Origin of the sequence: Desulfobulbus rhabdoformis, assembly GCF_016919065.1 — a bacterium.
GTDB lineage: Bacteria > Desulfobacterota > Desulfobulbia > Desulfobulbales > Desulfobulbaceae > Desulfobulbus > Desulfobulbus rhabdoformis.
The window spans coordinates 13,675-37,790 of the sequence record NZ_JAFFQA010000044.1; the positions used below are offsets into that span (position 1 = coordinate 13,675).

Below are 24,116 nucleotides of genomic sequence, written 5' to 3' on the forward strand. Positions count from 1 at the left end.
ACCTCTAATCCATTCCCAGTAAGGGGTCATCGTTTTCAAGCATACCGACCGTTTCGCTCGCTGGTTGGTGTCTGTCCGTTTGCAGGACTTGAACCGGCGAGAGATCCTCACCGCCTGCCAACGCCTCCACCAGGAGTACCAGGTCGTCCAGCAGCCATTGCGCCGTTTCCCGGCGAAAGAGGGTGGTGTCGTACTCAAGGATCAGCTCGATTGCAGGCCGATCTTCGACCATGAGGTTGAGATCATATTTTGCTGATACTGTCTGATCGGCAAGGGGCTCGATGCGCAGATCGGCAAAACGGCCTGAAGGCGTGGCATTGTTTTGCAACAGTAGCAAGACATCAAAGATCGGGGAGTGGCCTGGTGCTGTGGTGATCTTCAAGTGCTCTACCAGGAGGTCAAAGGGATAGGCCTTTTGTTCAAGGACAACGGCTGCCTCTTCTTTTGCCGCCATCAGCCACTGGGACAGGGAGGCGGCCGGGTCACCCGTCATGGGAAAGGGGATGAGGTTGAGGTAAAAACCCACCTGGTCTTCGACCTCCAGCATATCGCGCCCTGCATCCGCCGTCCCGATGATTGTTGCCGAGGAACCACTTCTGATCTGCAGCAGGGCGTGGACAAGAGCGCTGAAGGCGGCAAAGAGGGTTGTGCCGGCGGATCCTGTAACCTGACGCAAGGCCGTGCTTTCCTCTTCACTGAGCATGTATCGCACCATGGCCCCTTGGCCGCTTCGCATTTGGGGCCGGGGAAAATCTGATGGGATCGTTGTTCTGAGGGGGGCATCCAGCAGACGCTTGCGCCAGAAGGCGAGCGCGGGGTGCACCTTGTCTTCGGAAAAGGCCTGGGACTGCCAATAGGCGAAATCTTTATACTGTCTCCGCAGCGGGGGCAAGTCAGGGGCTGTGCTGTCGTAGAAAGAGGCCAGATTCTCCATGAGCACAGCCACCGACCAGCCATCAGCTGCTATATGGTGGATATTGAGCACCAGAAGGGTACGGGCAATACCTTCCGGGGTCGCTTCCAATCCAACCAGTTGGGCGCGCAGCAGATGCCCCTGGCTCAGATCAAAAACATGGTTGAATTCCGCTGTCAGCTGACGGGAGATGGTCGCCTCCTCTCTTTCCCCCGTGGGGGGCTGGGTCAGGGGGAGCAGAAAATTTTGTTCGGGCGGATCGACCATCTGTGCCGGCTGGCCGTCCACAAAGCAAAAACGGGTACGCAGAATTTCATGGCGCTCTCTCAGACGAACAAAGGCCTGAGCCAGGCGTGCCGGGTCGAGCCCACCGGTCAGGATAAAGCCTCCCACCATATTGTAGGCAACAGCTTTGGGATCTGCATGCTGCATGGCAAAGAGTCGCCTCTGGGGCGATGACAGGGGATAGGCATTCAGTGGTGGTGCCAGAGGAAGTTCCTGCTCTGTTGCCGCTTTTTGGTTTTTAAGAAGGGCTGCCAGGGCTGCTATGGATTGAGCCGAAAAGAAGTCTTTGAGACTCAGCTCAAGCCCCAGGTTGCGGCGAATGCGCAGGACGGCCTGGTTGGCCTTGAGACTGTGGCCGCCGAGTTCAAAAAAGTTATCATCACGGCCTACCTGTGCAATATCAAGCAAACCACACCAGATGGAGGCGATCTCACGCTCCAGGCCTGGTTTGGGGGCAGCGCTGTTCTCGTTGCGGCCTAATGTGGCGTTGCACATGGTGGCCAACAGCCTTCGGTCAGCCTTGCCGTTGGTGGTCAAAGGGATAGATTCGACCAGGTATACATGGGCGGGAATCATGTAGGCGGGCAAGGTGCGGGCCAGATGGTTGGCCGCTTCATCCGGATCAGGCGGCGGATCCGCCACCAGCCAGGCGACCACCTTGTCGGCTTTGCCATCGGCACCGACAGCGGTTCCCACTACTGCTTCGCGCACACCGGGCAGGTGCATCAGGCTGTTTTCAATCTCTCCCGGTTCGATGCGAAACCCCCGTAGCTTGATCTGCTCGTCTATGCGTCCCAGATAGACAAGCTCGCCATCAAGTGTGGTGCGGGCCAGGTCACCGGAGCGATAGACCCTCTTTCCTGGGGCCAGGGGATCATCGACAAAGCGCTCAGCACTCAGTTGCGCCTGGCCCAGATAGCCTCGGGCAACGCCGGAGCCCCCGACAACGATTTCTCCGGCAATGCCTGCGGGAACCAGACGCAGGCGGGCATCACGGATGGTTACACTGTAGCTTGGCAGAGCCCGACCAATGATGCTGTCTCCATTCTGGAGATCGTCTGGGGAAAGCTCTCGAAAGGTGACATGGACCGTTGTTTCTGTAATGCCAAAGAGGTTGAGCAGTCGACAGGTTGGATAACGTGCGGCCCATCCCTTCAGTTTGCTCGGGGTCAGTGCCTCCCCCCCCAACCAGACTGAGCGAACTGCCAGATTCGCATGGGGTTGTTCCTCTTCATAAGACAAAAGGGCATAGAGAGCGGAAGGAGTGAGGTTGAGCAGGGTGACCTTTTTTTTGTGCAGGAGGTTGCGCAACGCGGCCATATCGCCTTGGGCCGATTGGGGGACCACCACCAGGCGACCTCCGGTGAGAAGCGGGCCCCAGATTTCCCAGATCGAGAAGTCAAAGGCCGGGGAGTGGAACCAGCTCCAGACCTCATCCCGGCCAAAGTGGAATACGTCCCCCTGGCCCAGAATAAGCGTGAGGACGTTGTGATGCTCGACCATGACTCCCTTAGGCGTTCCGGTGGAGCCAGAGGTGAAGAGGACATAGGCCAGGAGGTGACCATGGAGTGGAACCCGCGGGGGTTGGCTGCTCTCTGTCTCCAGGTCATCGCTACTCAGGTTCAGCAGGGGCAGGTCTGATTGGATCAGCTGTCTGTCAACGCTGTCGTCAACCACCATAGCCTTCACTCCCGCCGTGGCCATGATGGTCTGGCCCCGTTCCACCGCAGTCTGTGGATCAAGGGGAACAAAGGCTGCCCCGGCCTTGAGAACACCCAGCATGGCCACCGGCCAATCAAGGCATCGTGCCAGGAGAATAGCGACCCGATCCTCCTGGCCAACGCCTACGTTCAGTAACCGGTTGGCTATACGGTTTGCCCGTAGTTCCATCTCGCCATAGGTGAGATGTCGAGGCCCATCAACCAGAGCAATGGCATCAGGCATTTGAGCAACCTGGGCGGCAAAGGCATCGGGTAGGCTGGTCGGGGCGGAGGTTGCCTCCTGTTGTTGGCGGGGTTGGGCAGCATTGATCAACTGCTGCTGGTTTTCTGGACTCAGTAGCGCCCAATCGCTGAGAGGCTGCCCGCTTGCCGCTGGCAGACCGCGTAACAGCACAACAAGGATGTCAAGCCAGTGCCGGGCGGTTTTTTCATCCAGAATATCCAGGTTAAAGGCAAGAGCCAACTCCCGCTGCCCGGTGCTGTTCCTGCTGCTGGCCAGGGTGAGATCGTACTTACCCCAGCCGATGGCCGGAGGCAGGAGGAAATCTTCTGCGCCTCCCTCCTCACGAACATAGAGCACGTCAAAGAGGGCGGTACGGCTCATGTCATTTTTGGGTTTCAGGTCAAGCACCACCTTGTCAAAGGGCAGTGCTCCATGTCTGAGGGACTCGCGGCTTTGCTGGGAAATTTGTTCAACAAAGGCATCGAGTTGCACGCTGGTGTCACAGGCCACCTTCAAGGTGACCAGGTTGGTTACCGGCCCGATGAGTGAACGTTCTTCCTTGGGTTGATAGGGGGCGGTTGTCCCCAAAACAATGGTATCCTGACGCGACAACCGCTGGAGCAGGGCGATAAAGGCCGCAAGCAGGAGATCGTCGAGTGGAAGCGATCGTGGCTCTGCCCACGATTGCAGGGCATCGACTTCCGCGGTTGTGAGGGGGGCGGTTACCAGGCCCAGGGTAAAGGTGTGAATCGCCGGGCGGGGACGATCCATGGGGAGCAGGAGCCGTGGCAGTTCTCCGGCGAGTTGTTGCCGCCAATAGGCCAGGTCCTTGGGCCAGGCCGCAGCGGGACGGCGTTGGTGTCGGGCGAATTCGTCAAAGGCTTGCGCAGGCAGGGAGGGGAGTGCATCGGTGAGCAGGAGCCGGGCGATTTCGTTGAGAGACCAGAAATCGAGCACAATATGATGGGCCACCAGAACCAGGGCTCTTTCTCCGCTTTCTGTTTGGAAGATCCCTGCTCGCAGCAGGAGGTCACGAGAAAGATCAAAGGGATGTTCGATGAAAGAGGCCAGTTCGCCGCCTAAGTTCGGCTGTAGATGAAGAGTCTGCCCGGCCCGTTGCACAGCCTGGCGGGTTGCCTGCTTTTTGTCAAAGCGGGGGAGTTCGCCCTCCATGTTCATGGTTCTATTGAGCAGGGGCAAGGCCTGAGTCAGCTTATCGAGCCGACGCTGCAGCTCCTCTGGATCGAGAGGCTGTTCAAGCCTTCGAATCAGGGCCATGTTGTAATAGACCGGCGCCCCCGTGTAGAGCTGCCCGTTTTCGAACCGGTCGACAAACCAGAGCCGCTCCTGATGGGGCGTGGGGAGCGGTTCCTTGACCGCTGCAACGAGGGCCTGATCCGGATCGGTGATCAGTCGGCTCAGGGTGGTGACGATATCCTCCAGAATAGCTTCTGCAGTCGCCTGTGTATAGAGGGCGGTGGCATAGGTCGCCTCCAGGAGGAGCGAGTCGTCAGTTTCTGTCACATACAGGGAGAAATCAAATTGGGTGGTCGGCGTTGCCACCTCTTCACAGACCGCCCCATGCTCGGCTGCAATACGCATGATGCCCCGGCGATCGTCGTGAGTGACGCAGATCTCGAAGAGAGGATTGCTGTCCACGCTCCGGGGAAGCGCCAGGGCCTGGATGATCTCATCCAGGGAGGCAAGGTCATGGGCTGCTGCTGCCAGCAAGCGATCACGGGTTGTATGCAGAATATCACCCAAGGTGGTTTTTGCGTTCAAAGAAAACCGTATGGGCAGGGTGTTGGCAAAGAGCCCGACCAAGTCTTCCAGGCCCCCTTGATTGCGTGAGGCGCTGATCGTTCCCAGCACCAGCTCTTCTTGCTGGGTGCGCTGGAAGGCCACAACGGCAACTGCGGCCATTACCGCCTGGAACAGGCTGCTTCGTTGCTGCTTGACCAAGCGGCGCAGGTCGATGAGCTGTTCGCCGACAACGAGGGTATGTACCCGAGCGCCGGCAAAGGTTTTGACGGGTGGTCGTGGATGGTCTGGGGGAAAGGTGGTCAGGCTGGGGGCTCCGGAAAGGTGCCGGGTCCAATAGGCCAGGGCTTTGTTCTGTTCAGGAGCTGCAGCTGTTGCCAGCCAGCGGCAGTAATCACCGTACTGCAGGGCCAAATCGGGCTGAAGCGGGGTAATGCCCAGCCGAACCGCGCGGTATGCGTCCAGGAGATCGCGCAGCACAATCTCGATGGACCAGACATCGGAGATACTGTGATGGATGGAGAGTGCCAGGCAGTCGCCTTCAGGGAGCTGGAGCAGCAGGACCCGCCACAACGGTGCCCTATCAAGGGGGATGGGAGTGGTTGCCACCTCCTCCAACCGTTTGGCTCTGCGGGCAGACCAGTCTGTATCCGCTTTGAGATCTTCAATGGTGAGCAGGGGCATAATTGTCTCGGCCATCATCTGAACCGGCACTTCATCCTGCACCCTGATAACCGCACGCAGACTGTCATGCCTGGCTGCAAGGAATGCCAGGGCCTGCTCTAATGCTTGGGGATCAAGAGGCCAGGGGAAATCAAGGGCCACGGTGATATTGTAGGCCGCGCTCGTTTCCCCCATCTCCTCCAATAACCACAGCCTGCGCTGTTGCGGGGAAACAGGCGCTGTGCTCCTTTCTCCGGCTTGGATGCGAGACTCCGCCCCGGCTTCTCGGTTGTCGATCAAGGCCGCCATCTGAGAGAGGTGTGGTGCGTTGAAGATGTCGGCAAGCCTGAGGACAACGCCAAAGGACTCGCCAATAGCCGCCACCAGGCGAACTCCGGCAAGGCTGCTGCCGCCAGCCTCAAAAAAATCCTCCTCGCTCGAGTTGACTTCCATATTCAAGAGGGATTGCCAGAGCTTTGCCAGCCGTTGTTCGCTCGGGGTACGGAGTGATGCTGACTTAGCCTGCCTGTTTTTGCGGGGTGCTGGAGCCTGCATACTGGAGGGATCAGGTAACCTCAGCCAGTCGGAGAAACTGCCGGATTCGTGGCTGAACTGCGGGGCAGCTGCAATCTCACCGACAGAGGTGTTGCCTGCGTCACTGGCAGCAATCCTTTTGGCGATCACAAGGAAATTGTCGATCCAGGAGGTCACCTGGTCGCGGGAAAATTTTTCCGTTGGCCAATCGACATCAAGCACCAATTGGTCGTTGACACTGAGCAGATTGACAAAGAGATCGGCACGGGCCCCAACAATCGGGACCGGGCGCACAACAATATCGAGTCCCTCAACCGCAAGGTGAAGCGGGCCGTCGAGGTTGAACAGTACATGGCGTTGTGGCAGGGATTCTGTGGGCAGGGAGCTTGATTCCGCAACCACCTGACGTTGCAGGCGATGGAGAAAATCATCCAGCCGCTCCTGTGAATCGAGAACCAGAGTTACAGGGCGAACAAAGGAAAGATTGCCCACCAGGGTATGGGTTCCTGCAGCTGCCTGCCCGGCACAGGGCAGACCAATGGTGATAATGCGTTGATTGGTCAGTCGAGACAGGAAGATGGCGTAGGCCGCAAGCATGAGGACAAAGGGCGTATTTTCCCCTTGTTGCGCTCGGGTTGCAAGCGCAGCCCGGAGTTGGCCCAGTTTGGTCCGTGTGATGCGGCTGCCAGCGGGGCTGCTGCCTGTGGATTGGCACAGGGAACCTGGCAGCTCCATAGAGACCGGCGTCTGTGTTCCCGCTGTGGGTTGGGCGGACTCTTCCCACTGGAGATAGGTCTCCAGTCTGTCGGGTTCGGCCAAGGGGATGCCCTGGTATGCGGACAGGGTTTCCCGGGTAATCAGGGCAAGGGACCAGCCATCAATGCAGAGATGGTGGCCATAAACGATCAGAGTGGTCCGGCCAGCACCCAAGTGGGCCGCAACAAAGCGGATTGGCGCCAGATCGGGTTCAAAGGGGCGACGCAACGAAGCCTCCATCCAGTTACGGAGCTGGGCTTCCGGATCGGCGACTGTGGAAAAATCCAGCCATACAAGACCGGTGCGGGCCTGTTTTGCATATACCTGGCTGGTTTCCGAGATGAGCACCGTACTCAGGGCCGAATGGCGATCCACCACCCTCTCTATCGCCCCCTGTAAACGTTCCCTGTGCACGACCCCGTTGAGGTCAAGGGCAATCATATCCGTCCAGAGGCCAAGGGCTGCGGGGTCCAGAGCCGGGTGGTACATTGCGGTCTGTGAGCGGGTGGTGGGCAGGATGCTGCTGTTCTCTGTACTGGCTGAGTCTTTGTCGGCCAAAAACCAGCCGTCCCGTTTCATTGCCGCGATGCCGCGCTGGGTGGCGCTGATGATTTTTTCAATATCCTCCTCTGAATGCGCGGTGGAGAGGAAGCAGTTGCGCTGTTCCCAGACAAAAATACCGTTGTTGAGCAGGTGGGTATTGAGGATTTCGGTTTCCTCGCCAAATCCGAAACGAAAGAGTGAACCGTAGCGCTCCATCCGGACAGGGACCTTTTCCCGCGCAAAGAGCTGATCCAACCGTTGGCACATGGCTTCGGTTTTGGCCGCCAACTCCTCCTGCAGGGCACCGTTGTCCGCGGCGATGCGTTCAAGCACGGCGCGTGCGGCGGCAAGGGAGAGGGGGTGGCCGTTAAAGGTACCGGCCACAAAAGCGGTGCGAACACCGGGTGCACTCTCGTCTCCGTAGGACCATTGGCCGCCATCGACCGCATCCATGAAGCGAGCCTTGCCCGACACGACCCCAAAAGGTTGGCCGTGCCCCAACACCTTACCGTAGGTGACGATATCCGCCTCGATCCCCAGAAGCGCCTGCATGCCGCCGGGAGCAAAGCGGAACCCGGAGATGATTTCGTCAAAGAGCAGGGGGACATCGCGTTCATGGGTCAGCTGGCGCAGGGCATGCAAAAAATCCAGGGGCAGGTTGCCCGGATTGCGGCTCTGTACCGGTTCCACCAACACCAGGGCGATCTCCTCTGCATAGCGGGCAATGACATCAAGGCCGGCCATGTCCCCATAATCCAGCACGATCAGGTCTTCGACCATGGCCTCGGGAGTGCCGTCGGTCATAGGGATGGCCTCCGGCCGCCCCTGGGAGTTAATCCAGCCGGTGGCCAGGACCCCGTCAAAACTACCGTGATAGGCGCCTTTGAAAAGAACCAGCCTGGTGCGGCCGGTGACGGCGCGCGCCAGACGCACTGCGCACATGATGGCCTCGGTTCCGGTGGAGAAAAAGGCGCATCGCTCCACCCCGGTCAACTGGTGAATCTGCTGTGCCACCTCACCGGCCAATGTGGAGGCCGGGCCAATGGCTGCTCCCTGTTCCAGTTCAGCCAGGAGCGCCTCTTTGATAAAGGGGGGATTGTGGCCAAAGAGAGAGACGCCAAAGCCCATGGTGATATCGACATACTCGTTGCCGTCCACGTCCCAGACCTTGGAGCCCTGCACCCGATTGGCGACAAGCGGATAGACCAGTTCCTTGTATTCCTGGCGGAAACCAAAGACCGAGCGGCTGTTGGCCAGATGTAAACGGTTGCTACGTGCCTCCTGTTTTGAGCCCGCACTCTTTACATTCCAGTCCGCGGCCAACCTGGCAATGTGGGTCTGTTGTTCAGGGCGAAGCCCCTTGGTTTGTTTGTTGGGCTGACTGAAGAGTCCCTTGATTTCGCCACCCGCTGACTTTTTGATGGGTTTTGGGGAGGCGGAAGCGGAGACCTCTCCCGGCGCAGCGGGCATCATCCCTCTTGCACTCAGGGTGTCGAGCTGACGATTGATAATATCCTGCACTGTCTGCAACTGGGCCTGCATGAGCTCAGGAATTGATGCCTCGCCGGCAGCGAAGGTTGAGCCGGTGGCAGCCGGAGAGGGCTCGACAGGCGCGTGCTCCTCGGGCAGATTTTTGCGGATAAGGGCGGCCAGGCGCAGAGGGGTTTCCGTGCCGTCGTAGAACTCGCCCACCGGAATATCCAGGCCGGTTTCGGTTTTCACCGCATGTTTGAGCTGAACAATGATCAGGGAGTCCACGCCATGGGCAAGAAAGGATTGATTGGCATCGATCTCGTCTGCCCTGCGACCGGAAATCTTGGTAAAGAGTGGTTTGACAATGCTTTCTAAGATCTCCTCCTGACTGCGCAGCAGAGTAGGGGGAGAGGAGGCGGTTGTCGCCTGTCTTTCTGTAGGGCGAGGCGCTTGGGAATTGCTCCAGGGGGCGCGGGGAATCGGTTGGGGAAAGAAAGGGTGCCTGGGTAAACGGTCTCCTCCAACACCGCGATGGCCGTAGTACTGCTGCCAATCCACCTTGCCGCCCGCTTGCCATATGCGCGCCAGACCAGCAGCCAGGGGCGCAAGCCCTTCCCCGTCTTCGGGATCGTAGCTGGCCACCCAACGCGCCTCTGCAACAGAAGCGGGCCCAAGTCGGGACAACAGCGGGCGTGGTCCTATCTCGATCATCAGGTTGAATCCGGCCTGTCCAGCCGCCGTGGCTGCCTGAGAAAATCGTACCGGTGAGAGCATCTGTTCCTGCCAGTAGGCGCTGTCCATCAGAGCATCCGGCCTCAGGGCAGCACCGGTCCATGTGGAGAACATGGACAGCCCCAGAGGGCCTGTTGGCAAAGCGGTGCTTTCCTCAGCCAGTTTCTCTGCGGCCTTCTGCATGCAGGGACCGTGGAAGGGGCGGCTTACCTTGAGTAGACGAGTTTTTAAGCCCTCTTTTTGACAGCGGTTGCACAACTCTTCGATCTCCGTGCCCGGGCCGGAGACTGTGATTGATTCAGGGCCATTAAACCCTGATATCACCGTCTTGAGTAAGCCGTTGAGTAGTGGCGAGACAACCTCGGCAGTCGCGCTGACAGCGACCATGCTCCCCACTGGTGCCAGGTTCTGCATCACATCGCCTCGGAGCACGGCAAGGCGCATGGCGGTTTCCAGATCAAGTGCCCCTGCGACCAGGGCAGCCGTGATCTCCCCACTGCTATGGCCGATAACCCCGTCGGGGCGCACGCCCCAATCAGCCAACAGACGGACCAGGCCCCAGGCCGTGGCGACCAGTGCTGGCTGGGCCAGATCTGTCTGATCAAGTCGCTGTTGGTTCGCCCTGTTTTCACCGTAGAGCCAATCACTGAGCAAACGACCGGCAATGGGGCCGGCAAGGGCTGTGGCCTCGTCAAAGGCCGCCCGGAAACCAGACTGTTCGTTGTAAAGTTGGTGCAGCATTCCGGGCGACTGGGCACCTTGGCCGGTAAAGGCAAAAAGAACAGTGGGCTTGCGCAGTGCTTGGCTTACCCGTGCAGTACGCAAACGCTCAAGAGCATTTTCCTTAGAGGCGGGATTGAGCGCCAGAGCCAATCGGTATTCGTGGCCGCCCCGGCGGCTGCAGGCACCCGCGAGAAGCGCGTTCCACTGGACCGGTTTTTTACGGGTAAGGGTATCCACCCAGGTTGCCTGCAATTGCTCAAGAGCGGCTGCACTGCGAGCTCCAATCGCCAGGATAGGGAGATGATTTTCTTGCCCGGTTGGCTGCACCACCGGTTGGCTGTCTTCTCCTATCAGCAGGTGGGCATTGGTACCGCTCATACCAAAGGCACTCACTCCAACGATCCGGCGATGCCCCCGACGGGCAGTCCAATCCAGTGGTTCATCCACGGGACGGGCACCAATATCTGCCCAGCGAATATTGGGGTTGGGTGCCTGGTAGGAGCTGTTGCGCGGAATGCGTTCATGGGCAAGAGCCAGCAGTGCCTTGATCACCCCGGCAACGCCTGCAGCGGCCTCGAGGTGGCCGATGCGGCTCTTGACCGCGCCAAGCGGGAGCAGATCGGTGCCACGGCGGGGAAAAACATCAATGAGTGCCGCCACCTCAATGGGGTCTCCCAGAGAGGTGCCTGTTCCGTGGGTTTCGATCCAGTCCACATCCCGGCTGCCGATATCGGCATCGAGCAGGGCGCGGCGGAGCAGTTGTCGTTGTGCTTGGCCGTTGGGTGCCGTGATATTTTGACTGGCGCCATCATGGTTTTGGGCGCAGCCCAGCAGGATACCGTGGATGGAGTCACCCTCGGCCTTCGCCTGCTCATACCCTTTCAGCACAATCATCCCGGCACCCTCGCCCCGACCATAGCCATCTGCATCGGCGGAAAAGGTTTTACAGCGACCATCGGCAGCCAGCGCCCCCATGTGTGCCAGACCGGTATGCAGGTCCGGGGAGAGCAAAAGGTTGGCCCCGCCCGCGATGGCAAGTTCGCATTCGCCGCTCCGTATTGCCCGGATGGCCAGGCTGGTTGCCACCAGAGAGGAGGAGCAGGCCGTGTCGATGGCCACAGCCGGTCCTCGAAAGTCAAAGATATGGGACAGGCGCCCTGCAGCGATGCTGGTGGCAGCGGAGGTGACGCCATAGGTGCGGGCGGCGGCCTTATCCGGGATGAATCGTGTGTCGCCGATGGGGAGCCCTGTTTCGCTCAGGCCCAGGAACAGACCGACCCGGCGGCCGCGCAACTGTTCGGGATCGAGCCCGGCGTGCTCCAGGCTCTGCCAGAGAACATCCAAAAGAAGGCGTTGCCGGGGATCAAGGGTAGCTGCCTCGGCAGGAGGGATGCCAAAGAATTCATGATCAAAGGTATCGATATCGTCAAGAAAGGCAGCATGCCCTGGAACCTCGTCTTGTGAGTCTGTATCCTGCGACCAGCGGTTTGCTGGAATCGGGATGGTGAGATCGTCTTTGCCGCTCTCTAAGAGCATCCAAAAACGCTCGGGATCATTGGCGCCGCCAGGAAAGCGGCAGCCATAGCCGATCACCGCGATCTCTTTCCCTGTTTCCGTGCCGGTCTCCATCATTTGCTCGGCGTGCTCCTGCCTGCTGCTGACAAAAAATGCCGCCAAGTCGTAGGCTGTGGGATGATCAAAGATATCGGCAATCGAGAGGGGGCGGCCGGTCATGGTTGCCAGGCGCTGGCACAGAGCCACAGCATGGAGGGAACTCACCCCCTGTTCCATCAGGGCGTCGTGGAGGGTAATGGAGGTGTTGGTCAGGCTTTCTGCCTCGTTTGCGATCAGGCGGGCTGCCAGTCCAGTGTTGCCCAGGCGCATGGCAGCGGTGAGCGGTTCGCCCTTATCGACAAGGAGCTGTCGTGTTTTTGCGATCTGTGGGGCAAATTCGCCACCGGTAAACCGGTTTCCCAATTCAAAGCGCTGTATTTTACCGCTGGTCGTCTTGGGAATGTTGCGCACCGCGATACAATAATCAATGGCCAGGCCGGTCTTTTCCAGGATGGTCTCTTCGATCTTCCAGGCAATTTTTGCAAAATCCTCATCGCTGCCGCGATAGCGGACAAAAACAAGCACGGCCTCGCCGTTGCCATCGGGTCGCCGAGCCTGGGTGATGGCCAGGGTGTTGGTCCAGTTGAGGCCAGGGGTGGATTCGGCAGCCAATTCAATATCTAAAGGGTAGTAGTTGACCCCTTGAACGATGATGAGATCCTTGGCCCGGCAGTTGGTGACCAATTCGCCCTGATCCATGAAGCCGATATCGCCGGTATCGAGCCAGTTTTCTGCAAGAAGGGCTTCCTGTGTGGCCTGGGGATTATTCATGTAGCCCTTCATCACCGCAGGACTGCGCACCTGGATCCGACCAATGAGGTTTTCACCCAAAATATTGCCGTCTTCATCCGCGATACGCACTTCAATCCCCTTGAGCGGTAATCCCAGAGTCATGAGCGAAATCGCGCGAGGGTCATCTTCAGCCAGATGAATCGTCTTGTCCCCGATGGCCAAATGGGTTCTGTCGATATACACGACCCGCAGGTCGGCGTCGGGGATGGCCATGGTTACGACGAGGGTTGCCTCGGCAAGGCCATAGGCCGGTTTCAGGGCCAGCGGGTTCAGCTGTGTCGGTCGCATTGCCGCCAAAAAATCCGCTGTGGTGCGGGCAGAGATGGGCTCGGCCCCATTGGAAATTTGGCGAACGGAACTCAGATCAAACTGGGCTGCGCGCTTCGGTTTCATGAGCGTGGAAACTAAGCGGAGGGCGAAATCGGGTGCTCCCGAGATGGTGGCCTTATGTTTGTCCATGGCCCGAATCCAGGAAACCGGCTTACGGGCAAAGGTCGTGGCCGCCATCAACACCTGATCGATGCCGGTGACCATAGGGAGAATATGAAAATGGAACAGGCCAAAATCGTGGGAGAGCGGCAGCCAGCTGACAAAGGTATCCTTGGGGGTCAGGACAAGACGATCCGCCAGGGCCACCATGTTGGCCAGGACCTCGGCATGTCGCAGCTGTACCCCCTTGGGACGCCCCGTGGATCCAGAGGAGAACTGTATGATGACGTTATCGTCGGGGCAACAGGGCGGCGATGGGTCAGGGGCCTCCGGCAGTGTGGCGATACGATCGAAATCCGGGCCGGCAAGCGTCCAGCTACCGCTGATTAAGCTCTCGATATCGCTGTCTTCGACCAGGGGGGTATCGGAAAGGACCCAGGGGCCTTGGAGGACCTCAATGGCTCCTATGGTTCGCTCGCGTTGCGCCGGTGTCTCCATGGGGGGTAGGGGAACGGCGACGAAACCACCGAGGATACAGGCCCAAAAGCCACAGGCAAAGGCCAAAGGGTCTTCCATCAGCAAAATGACGGCGTCGCCGGGGCGCACCGAAGATGCGGTGAGTTGGCCTGCAATACGAGCCGCGCGATTTTTCAACGCACTGTACGAGACCAGATATTCATCCTCATTTGCATCTATGCGAATAAATGTCCCCTTCCCTTGAGCCACATGGAGAAAGATATCCCGTAACGTTTGCCCCGAAGAGGGAAGCAAATCCGCGCCAAAGCAAAAGTCCCAATTTTTACCCATGATGCGATCCTTTCAGTAAAATCAAGAGCACGCCGCTTGGATGAAGGTGCATGCAGAGTTGAGCCAACGTTCCATGTGCTGCGGATGAAACATGCTGTAATGGTCACCTGTGGTCACGATGCGTTCAAACCGGCCTCGTGTGAGCGCCTTCAGAGACTTCAGGCCTCCGGCGCTGGCGGAGAGTTGAGAACTCTTGGCCTCAATGGCCAAAATATCGCTGTTGAGGTGGAATCCTGTTTTGTAACTATTCCATAGCTTGATGTTATGCTGGGCAATATTTTCCAGTCGAGCGAATTGCTCAGTGCGCATGCTCCGGCGTAATATAGCCAGGACCTGTGACCAGTATCGTCGGTTTGAAAGAGCGGTAAGTCCCTCAAAAGACATTGGTTGCCGTTCTGATCCCGCTTGGCGCGGCGCGCCGTCAAAGAGCAGGAGCGACACGGTTCGGCCCTCCCGCTCGAGTTGGCGCGCCATCTCGATGGCAAGGCTCGCTCCAAAGGACCAACCGAGCAAAACCTGATACCGCATGCCCCCCTGCGGGAGAACTGCACGCATCTGTTCGACCATATTTTCCAGGGATGGGGCCAGGGGACCCGCAACCAGGCCGGGGCAATCAATACCATCGGCACCTAGCTTCAGGTCCATGGTATCGAGTATTTCCTTGTACACGCTGGCCACGCCCAATGTTGGCGGCAAACAAAGAATGGGTGCGGTCTCCTCGTATTGGCAGAGCACGGTGTATGGTTTTTCCTGTACCGGCCCGTTGTCAAGCCGTCGTGCCAGATCCGTAAGGGTTGGATATTCAAAAAAAGTACGAATGGTGAGGGGAGTGTCGAATTCTCTGCGGACTTCGGCTGCCACCTGAAGCGCGCGCAGACTGTGGCCGCCAAGAGCAAAGAAATCATCCTCCCTGCCGATCTGCTCCACCTTCAGCACCTGCTGCCAGATCGCAGCCAGACGTTTTTCCGTCTCGGTTTGCGGGAGGACGTAATCATCCATCTCCCGAGAGCGGTTCATGGCGTGACGCAGCATTGCCGCTCGATCCGGTTTGCCGTTTTCCTTGATCAGCAAACGATGGACAAAGAAGAGACGGGTGGGGATCTGTGCGGGCAAGAGTCGCGCAGCGAGTTGTTTTTTGATGTCAGCGGGCTGGAGGTCGATCGCGGCTGACTGTACAAAGGCGAGCAGTTGCGCTTCTGCTGTCTCGCTCTGGTGATCAAACACAACCACCGCATCGTCAACCCCCGGAATCTGGCGAAGCGTAGCCTCGGTTTCCCCTGCATTGACCCGAAAACCACGAATTTTAATCATGTCATCGGTCCTACCAAGGTACTCCAGGTGACCGCTTGCGCTGATGCGGGCTCGATCGCCTGTTCGGTATGTGGTTGTTGTCCCTTCTTTGGAGAAACCACCGGATTTACCGTTGATATATCCCCGAGCAAGGGCCGCTCCCTCAACCACCAGTTCCCCTTCGATCCCCTGAGGGAGGGGAGAACCATATCGATCTCGAATATGGATACGGGTATTGGCAACCGGTGTCCCGATGCACTGGGCGTTCATCCTGCTTGCTGTTTGAATATCGCCTAAGTCGATCATGGCGCAGCCAATGGTCGTTTCCGTTGGGCCGTAATGGTTCACCACCTGGAGCCAGGGGCAGTAGAGGGCCAGGATTTCCAGGTCGCGGGGTGCAAAAATCTCACCGCCCAAGATCAATAGGCGCCAATGGCGCAGGTTTGAGAGTGGCTGCAAATCCGGACTTGAGAGCAGTAAACGCAGATAGGAGGGGGTGCATTTGAGGGTCGTTATCTTGCGGGCGGCCAAGGTCTCGATGACTCGGAGCGGGTCCACCAGGATGTTTTGCCCGGTCCAGTGCGGAGTTCCTCCCGCCAGCAGAACCGAAAAAAGAGTGGTGTAGCCCAGGTCAAAGGCCGGAGAGCTGACCTGAAGCGCGGCATCTGTCGGTAGCAGCCCCAGAACATTTGCTGCGTGGTGGCAATAGTTGCTCAAAGCCTCCATGCCCACGGCAACCCCTTTGGGGCGCCCCGTCGAGCCGGAGGTATAGATGATATAGGCAATATCCGCGAGGACCGGTTCAGGCGGTGGCGCCCAGGACCTTTCCCGGTGGCGGCTTATTTTTTCACAGGGGCAGGAAAGAGAAAAATCATGGTCCCGGTTGCCCGGTGTCAAAAGGATTTTTACCTGACTGTCGCTCAGAACAAAGGCCCTTCGCTCCGTTGGCCAGTCAGGGGCGATGGGGACAAAGCTCGCGCCAAGTCGCCAGGCAGCCAACATCCCGATAAGGACATCATTGCCGGGTTCGACAAGAATCCCGACCTGATCACCTTCGCCTATGCCATAGCTACGAGAGAGCATGCCCGCTGTGGCTAGGATAGCCTCTTCCAGCTCTGCCGCGTGCAGGGCCCCCTGCTCATCCACCGTGACAATGTGATTGCCATTTTGAGCAAGAATGGCATCAAGCTGTAGTGGCAGGGGAGGTGCAAGGGGAATCCGGGGGCCGGTGATGGTGGTTGTGGCTAATGCGGAACCGTTGAATATTGGTGCCGTTTTGGGGTCGAGCTCCGGTGATTGTACGGCAAGTTCGAGAGCCGAGCAGAGCATCGCCAGGAGCCTGTCGATATCTGCGCGATGAAAACGGCCCTGGCGAAACTTGGCTTCAAAGTAGGCCGTGCTGTCCAGGGAAAAGCCAATTTGGAAATCATAATGGTCCCAGGAGGCAAATTGGAAGTCCGAGAGACGCAATCCTGCAAAGGTAAGTTGTTCTGTATCTCCGCCGGAGAGTAAGGCTGTGCGGCCCACGATTGCGTGATCGATTTGGCCTGCGCCAATGTTCCCTGCAGCCAGCATCTCCGCCAGGGAGACTGCAGACCAGACCGCGGTTTTTTGCAGGTCGTCGTGGACCTGCTGAAATAACGCATCAAGACGTGTCGTCCTGGCTATATTCACCCTGAGCAGCACTGTGGAAATGAACATACCTATGACCCGGTCGATATCGGGAAATTCAGCAGGGCGATTGGCCCGAACAACGGAAAGCAGGACTTCGGAGCGATCCTGCAACCGTGCCAACACCCAGCCCCAAATGGTATGTAGGATGGATGTTGCCGGTATGGACAGTCTGCCCGCCAGGTCTGTCAGCGCCTGCATGGTTGCTGGCTCGATCACCTTGACTGCGTGAGCGTAATCACCCGGTGCCGCCTCTTGGTGCAGAAAGGGCAGGGGAGACATACCTTCTACGTTGGCAAGATAATCTCGCCAGAAGGCAGTGTTTGCCTTTCCTCGGCGTTCACTCTGCGCACGAACGACATCCCCGAACCGCGTCCGCGGAGGTGGGGCCAATTGTTCGTCCCCACCCATGGCCCGTGCATAGAGAGCCATTAGGTCTTCAAGTAATATGGGAGCACACCATGCATCGAAAATGAGATGGTGTAAGGTGACGATCAGACGATACCGCGCCGGCCCGGTTTGGAGGAGGCGGACTCGCATCAGCGGATCGCGCGCGAGATCAAAGGGGGCTCGGCGATCGACCAAACCACGTTCCTGGAAGATTTTTTCTCTCTCAGAACAATGAGAGATGTCTTCAAAGGAGAAGCTCAATGGACGGGAGTTCAAGACCACTTGCCTTGGCCCCTTTCCGGGAAGTTCGGTAAACGCGGTGCGCAGCATGGGGTGCCGTTTGGTTAAGGCATGCCATGCCTGCTCGAATTGGATGGGGGCCAGCCAGCCCTCAACAGCACAGGCAAACTGTTCATTGTAGGCGGGGATAGTTTCAGCTGCGGCGTTGCGTTCGGTATGGAGCCTGTATTCGGTATAGATGCCTTCCTGGAGGCCTGTGAGCGGAAAGATATCTTCTATTGCGGTACTGGCTCTGCGTTGCGGTGTATCAGTAACCATATGTCCTCTTGAAAAAACCTGAAGCTGCTCATCACAAACCCGATCTCTCTGCTGGGGAGAAGAGCTTTCCTGCGTGTAAAAATTACTCCTGAAAAGATGATTTCTGGTTGTTAACCGGAAAGAGCATATTGCCTAGCGGTAGGGGAGAGCATTGTCATGCTGCAAGCTCATAAGGGGTACAGCGACCGTATTCCATCTTGTAGATGCGGTCCGCTGCATGAAAATATTTATCGTCATGGGTCACGGCGATGATTGTCTTACCCTTGGCCTTGAGTTCAGGCAGGAGCACCTCGTAGAAAAATTTGCGAAAGACCGGGTCCTGATCGGCGGCCCATTCGTCAAAAATCATCACCGGTTTGTCCTCCAGTACACTGATGATCAGGGAGAGCCTCTTTTTTTGACCGGTGGAGAGATCGCGGTTGGTTATTACTCCGTCTTCAATGGAAGTCTTGTGGGTCAACTCCATCTGCGCAAGGAGGGTATCGATCTTCTCATTATCCGGCGCATCAATGCCAATGAGTCGGCCAAAGAGGTAGTAGTCTGAGAAAATGGTGGAGAAGAGGTTGCGATAGCTTGCCTTGTTAAATGGGGTGATCTCGATGTCATCAAGCAGAATGCGTCCACTATCAAGCGGATAGAGACTGGTGAGGGCCTTGAGGAAGGTCGATTTACCGGAGCCGTTACCCCCAACGATAAAAGTGATTTCACCTCTATGGAATTCGAGCTGCATCGGGCCAATGTGAAAGGGTCTGCCGTTTGCCTTGAGTGGAAATTGAAAAAAGATATTCTCCAGGCAGATTCGGCTCCAGCTCAGCTCCTTAATCGGTTGTTCGCCGCTGATTTGTTCCTGTTGATTTTGTCCCTGGTCGATCAGGTTTTCCAATTTGCGAATATTGTTGATCGCCGCCTCAGCCCGGGAGACGGCTGGGATGGCGGTAGCCAGGTTGCCCACCGGGTCGGAGGTGAAGATGATCAGTGCGATCAGTTTGGGGATCAGGGTGATCTGGTTTTGGTCTATCTGGGGGAGGAGAAAGAGGATTCCACTGATGGAAAAGAGTAAAAATGATTGGGAAAGGAGAATCGTGATATTGAGTTTGAGTCCGGCATCCACCCGAAGGTCTGTGGAGGCATCAATAGTCGTATTCAGCTCTTCCTGACTGAAATCCTGGTATTTCCGTCGGTTTAATTTCAGATCCTTGAATCCGTAGAGCAGGCCGTTCAGGTTGTCCATGAAGATATTTTCACTGGCCGCCGATTTTTGTAACAGGCCTGAGATCTGTTTTTCGTTTTTCAAATAGAGGATCACGATAAAACTGACAATGCCGACGGTTATCAACACCGCCTCTACGGACATAACGGCGATATAAATTATGAGGAAGCTTAACATCACTCCGGAGGAAATGGCGTTGATAGCCACAGTGGTGGAGAGTGATATGGTCGCTGTGTCCGTGGCCAGAGCTGAAAAAAAGATGCCCTTGTCGATGGACTCCAGGCCGAGCAGATCGGTGTTGTTGAGTTTTCCCAGAATTCTGAGACGGATGATACGAACAATGTTTTCGACCAGCCGAGTACTTTCGTTGATGGAATAGCGTTTACAGTACCAGAACAGGGCCATGAGGGAGATGAAGAGAAAAAACTCCTGGAAATGAAGGCTGCCCGGTTGCAGTTTACCTGCGATATGGATGGCGGTAGCCACGGCGAGACCATTGGTAATGCCTGCTGCGATGGTCATGAATATCATGCTCTTGCTGAGCGGTCCCGCCTCTTTTTTGAGGAATTCGAAGTAATTTTTCACGGGGTCCCTTGTTCGCCGGTTTGCGTTGCATCAGAAAAATCTTTTGTAAAATCCTCCATCTGAGTGTCTCCTCTGAAAAAACCTCCCTTGGGCAAGGGGAGTTTGACCAGGGTTTCGGGAGCTTTTGTCTGCAGCACCTGCGCCCAGGCCTCCTCATACAGTTTGGTTGCCTCTCCGAGGTCTTTTAAAAAAAGACGGTCTTCCTCCTCTGGAAAAAGAAATCCAGGGCCGGTGCGGATACTCCTTTTTACCTGGGGAAGTGAGCTACTCATACTATTGGGGAAGTAGTTGTAATTGGTCATTTGCGCCATGACCTGAGGCTGCAAGAGGTAGTTGAGAAACAGTTCGGCGGTGCGTATGCTTTTGCTCCGAGCGCTTATAACGGCATTATCGATGGTCACCATGACCTTCCCTTCAGGCAGAAGAAATCTGATGTTCGAATTGTGATTCAAAGCGTTTGCGGCCGTTCCGTTCCAAACGACGCCAAGAAGGATGTCCCCGTTGATGAGTTCTTTGTCACTGTTTTCCTCCCCCATGAAAGACAGTCCGCAGGTTTTTACGGTGTTTATCAGAAGGTTACGGGCCTCTGTAATTTCCTTTGGATTGGTCGTGTTCGGAGAATAGCCGCCCAGTTGGAGGGCAATCCCCATGGCAAAACGCATCTCCTTCATGATGCCCAAGCGGTAATCGAGGTAGTTGTTGCGTGCTTGTTCGACAAGGAAATTCCAACTTCTGGGAATACCGACGATATAGTCGATATTAAATCCTATGCCGAGACTGGTTCGAAATAAGGGCACGCAATAACGGAGTCCTATATCGAAGGGGACTCTGCGAAGGTCTTCATCGAGATCTTCCAGATTGGGCAGATTTTGATGATCCAGTCGATAGAGGAGATTGTTTTTGATCATTTTGGTGACCATATAATCGCTGGGAGTGAGCAGGTCATACTGCTCGGGACGGCTCTGTAAGAGCGAAAACATCTCCTCGTTGCTGTGGATATAGGTGGGGAAAATCCGCGTCCCGTATGCTTTGCTAAATAAATCAAACACCTCTTGAGGGATGTAGTAATGCCAGGTCAGGATATTAAGCTGCTCGGCAGGCTCGAACTGTGCTTTGGGGAGTTTCAGATGCTTGGTCCAATCTTGGGTGTCACTTTTGCCGACCGGCGTTCTGTTGTCACAGCCGCCAATGCAGAAAGCGACCAGAGCGAGCACGAGGAAGAATATGTTGCGCATCTGTTTCATCTGCTTGTTTTTGTCCCTTGAGGAAGAGATTCCGAAGGCACAACAGGGGGGAACTGGTCGTTCTTTAAGTAGCTCTCTAACCTTGAAAGAAATGATGCCCAAGGTTCTTTGGAATCCTGTTGCTTGGGCAGTGACTGTTGCGCATCTGGCTTGGGTGAGGATGGGGGGGATGTCTGTGGGGAGGTGGAGTCTGCTGGTTCAGATTCAGGATTTTCGGGCTGCGTCTTGGTCGAATCCATATTCATGATCAGGGGAAGTTTACCCTCTCCACCACCTATGACCACGACTTTGGAATTGTTGGATTTAGATAGGGCTATAGTAGCATCAATTCCCTTATATTGCAGGTATTTATCAAAGAAGTTTCCAGCTTTGACAATATCCTCAAAGCGTTTGATTCCTTCCGCCTCAATAGCTTTACGCTTGGCTTCCTTGACCGCGGTTTGCAGGAGGTAGTCGTACTGCTGAACATATTGCTCCTGGCTCAGTTTGCGTTCAATAGCCTCGACGATTGTTTTGGGGAGGATCATCCTTCTGATAAGAAGGTTGTCGAGGATGATATGCTTTTCGGCAAAGGCGCCCATGGACCCTTGCATAATGATCTGCAAAAGATAGCCCTCAGAGGTGTAGATTTCAGCAGGCAGGTAATTGGCAACCACTTTTCTCAGGTGCGCCTGAACCTCCGGCTTGACCACTTTGCGTACATAATCCGGACCTACGAGTGTGTGGAGTTGGGGAAGATACTCCCGATCGGGTAGATAACGCACTGATACTTCGAAAAGTATCGGCAAACCGTCTTTGGAAAGTGCTTCAAATTCAAAGGGTGTGTGGTGAATGCGGGTATCGTAGACATACATCTTGTTCCATGGAGGGATGACATGGAGTCCCTCGTTATAGACGTAGTCCATATCGGTGCCGCCGTGGAATCGTCGCCAAAGAACGCCAGCTTCACCAGGATAGATATTGATGAAGATACGGTTGAAAAAATAGGCAAAAAGAACGAGGGCAACCAGGAAAAAAAATTTGAGAAAAAGCGCAAGTCGGCGCCTGAGATAGGGCCAGTTTTTTCGAAAGTTTTCAAGAATTGTGTTAGCGGGGGGCTGCTCCGATGGGGCCATATGCACTCCAACTACCTGAATGTGTGAGGTCGCCCCAAGTACAGTAAGATGGACAAGACCTGTGGTGTGTGAATCTGAGAATTTTTATTTTGCATCCTACTGGCAGAAAGGAAAGGGAGTATTGAAAAAGTCGCTGCCAGTAATCAGAAAGACAAAGAAATTATACAGTGTAGAACAAAAAGGATTCAAGGTGTTTATGAGATTTTTTTATTGATCTTGTTCTGAAAATGGAGGAGAGCCGTGTTTAGATTTCACTTGGATTGATTGATGGACCAACGACTTAAGCTGGCGAGAAGGAGACTTGTATCGTGAGAATCTTTTTTTTGACAGGGGCACTCCTGTATAGGTCACAGCAAATGAGAAAACGGGAGTGAGAATCAATATGCTCGCTATTGTGGTACCAGGGGCTTTTTACAGTAGAGTGCCGGGAAAGTCTTGGTACGATACAATTATTCTTGCATCTCTAACAGCTCAATAATTTCGATTTGGTTAGAATGACGAAAAAACAGACCAGTTTATACACATTTCATTGGAAGCGTCCTCGCAAAACGGGTACTATATAAGACGTCTTACCAGTAAGAAATTGAGCGGATGAAAGAAAGTGGCAATTAAATGAAGAATTACAGGGAGGGCAAGCGATGGTAACCAATACAAAAGAAGATGCTAAGGTCAAAGAAAACCTAAAAACGGAAGGGCCTGAGGTAGCGGAAGAAGAGCTTGAAGGACTCTCTACACTTGAACAGGCGGATAAAATCGTACGTAATTTTGTGCTGTGGAGCGCGGGAGGCGGTCTCATTCCCATGCCGCTTGCAGACATTGCCGCTATCTATGCTGCTCAAGTGACAATGATCGCCAAACTGAGCAAGGTGTATGATATTCCTTTCTCTGAACATAAATTTAAAAATACCCTGTTTCCCCTTTTTGCTTCCTTGGGCGTTGTGCCGATGGGCACCGGCCTCCTTGCTTCGATGGTTAAAATTGTTCCAGGCGTCGGACAACTTGTCAGTGGGCTGAGCATGCCGGTGATGGCTGGTGCGATCACCTATGCCACAGGCAAGGTTTTTACAAGCCATTTTGAGGCCGGTGGGACACTGCTTGATTTCAATCCGGAAACAATGAAGGACTACTACAAGGAACTGTTTGAAAAAGGGAAAACCGTGGCCAAAGAAGCCGCAAGCTCGTAAAAAAGCAAAAACAGAATGGTCTTACCAATAACACCCTACTTGTTGTATTTACTTCTGCTTATCGGTTTTTCCTGGTTTATGGGTTTGCTCGGACGTGATTTCAAATTTGGCTTCTGGGGAAATTTCCTGGTGAGCTTAATTTTTACACCAATAGTCGGTATATTGGTTCTCCTTGCACAGGATCGCCGGAGAAAAGCCGATTAAATAGAACATGTATTCCTTCCCCTTGCGAGCAAGAAAATCCAGGGTGAATCCTGGATTTTCTTGCCTCTGACCACCCTTCATTTCGTTTCCTTTTTTTGCTTTTGCCGGAGCGGTCGGCACCCTCTACGGATATGGAAAAATCTGGGCTGAAAATCCAGGCCTTGGCTGAACAAATCAATAGAGGCGTGAGAAATGAGGTGCAAGGCGCCTTCATTGTAATTACTCAAGACACCCTTTAGCTCATGGGCATAGTCCGGATACATTTCGCCTGACTGGGTATACAGGTGTCCGTGATGGATGATCACCAGCTCTCTGCCAGGAAGGCAAGGCAGGTTGGCCGCGACACATTGTCTGGGGGCATCCGGAGATCGGGCCTGATCGTCTCCGCATCGCAGCAGGCATTTTGCTGCACCATAACGACTTCCGTATTTTTTTTATCATGATTTCGATGAATTTTTCCTGAATTCGTGAGCATTCATAACTCTGGAAATTTTTGAAAGGGTTGACATTTTTTCAAATTAAAAGAATAGTTATTCATTCATGCGATTGGTTTTCAATACCGACTTTTCTTGATTTTGAGGGAAGTCATCCTGAATGTTTTCTAGCCTGAAGCTGTGAGCAACCTCATCTCCTCACGGATTCAGATCGATACAGCACTGGTTCACGCCATGTATCCATGGCCCCATGCCCCCAGAC

6 protein-coding genes are annotated in these 24,116 nt (G+C 55.5%); 1 reads left to right on the plus strand and 5 read right to left on the minus strand.

Annotated elements, in window-relative coordinates; all coding sequences use genetic code 11:
* Positions 1-4 precede the first annotated feature (4 nt).
* The 5 genes from JWJ90_RS18355 to JWJ90_RS18375 all read right to left on the minus strand — a co-directional run bounded on the left by JWJ90_RS18355 (position 5) and on the right by JWJ90_RS18375 (position 22,032).
* Complete coding sequence (locus JWJ90_RS18355) at positions 5-13,969, minus strand: non-ribosomal peptide synthetase/type I polyketide synthase (RefSeq protein WP_205228675.1); 13,965 nt, start codon at positions 13,967-13,969, stop codon at positions 5-7.
* A gap of 21 nt (positions 13,970-13,990) precedes the next feature.
* Entirely contained in the window at positions 13,991-17,878 is a 3,888-nt protein-coding gene (locus JWJ90_RS18360) for a non-ribosomal peptide synthetase (RefSeq protein ID WP_205228676.1), read from the minus strand.
* Between the two features lie 154 nt (positions 17,879-18,032).
* Positions 18,033-19,673, minus strand: a complete 1,641-nt coding sequence (locus tag JWJ90_RS18365) for a cyclic peptide export ABC transporter (RefSeq protein WP_205228677.1) — start codon at positions 19,671-19,673, stop codon at positions 18,033-18,035.
* On the minus strand, positions 19,670-20,908 hold the full coding sequence (locus JWJ90_RS18370) for a polyamine ABC transporter substrate-binding protein (RefSeq protein ID WP_205228678.1): 1,239 nt from the start codon (positions 20,906-20,908) through the stop codon (positions 19,670-19,672). Before JWJ90_RS18370 ends, JWJ90_RS18365 begins: the two co-directional genes overlap by 4 nt.
* Before the next feature lie 5 nt (positions 20,909-20,913).
* A complete protein-coding gene (locus tag JWJ90_RS18375) occupies positions 20,914-22,032 on the minus strand; it encodes a prohibitin family protein (protein ID WP_205228679.1) in 1,119 nt (372 codons plus the stop codon).
* A 638-nt stretch (positions 22,033-22,670) separates the two neighbouring features.
* On the opposite strand from JWJ90_RS18375, the gene JWJ90_RS18380 reads away from it, so the two are divergent.
* Positions 22,671-23,216 (plus strand): YcjF family protein, encoded by a 546-nt coding sequence (locus JWJ90_RS18380; protein WP_205228680.1) that lies wholly within the window; start codon positions 22,671-22,673, stop codon positions 23,214-23,216.
* The last annotated feature ends 900 nt before the right edge of the window (positions 23,217-24,116 follow it).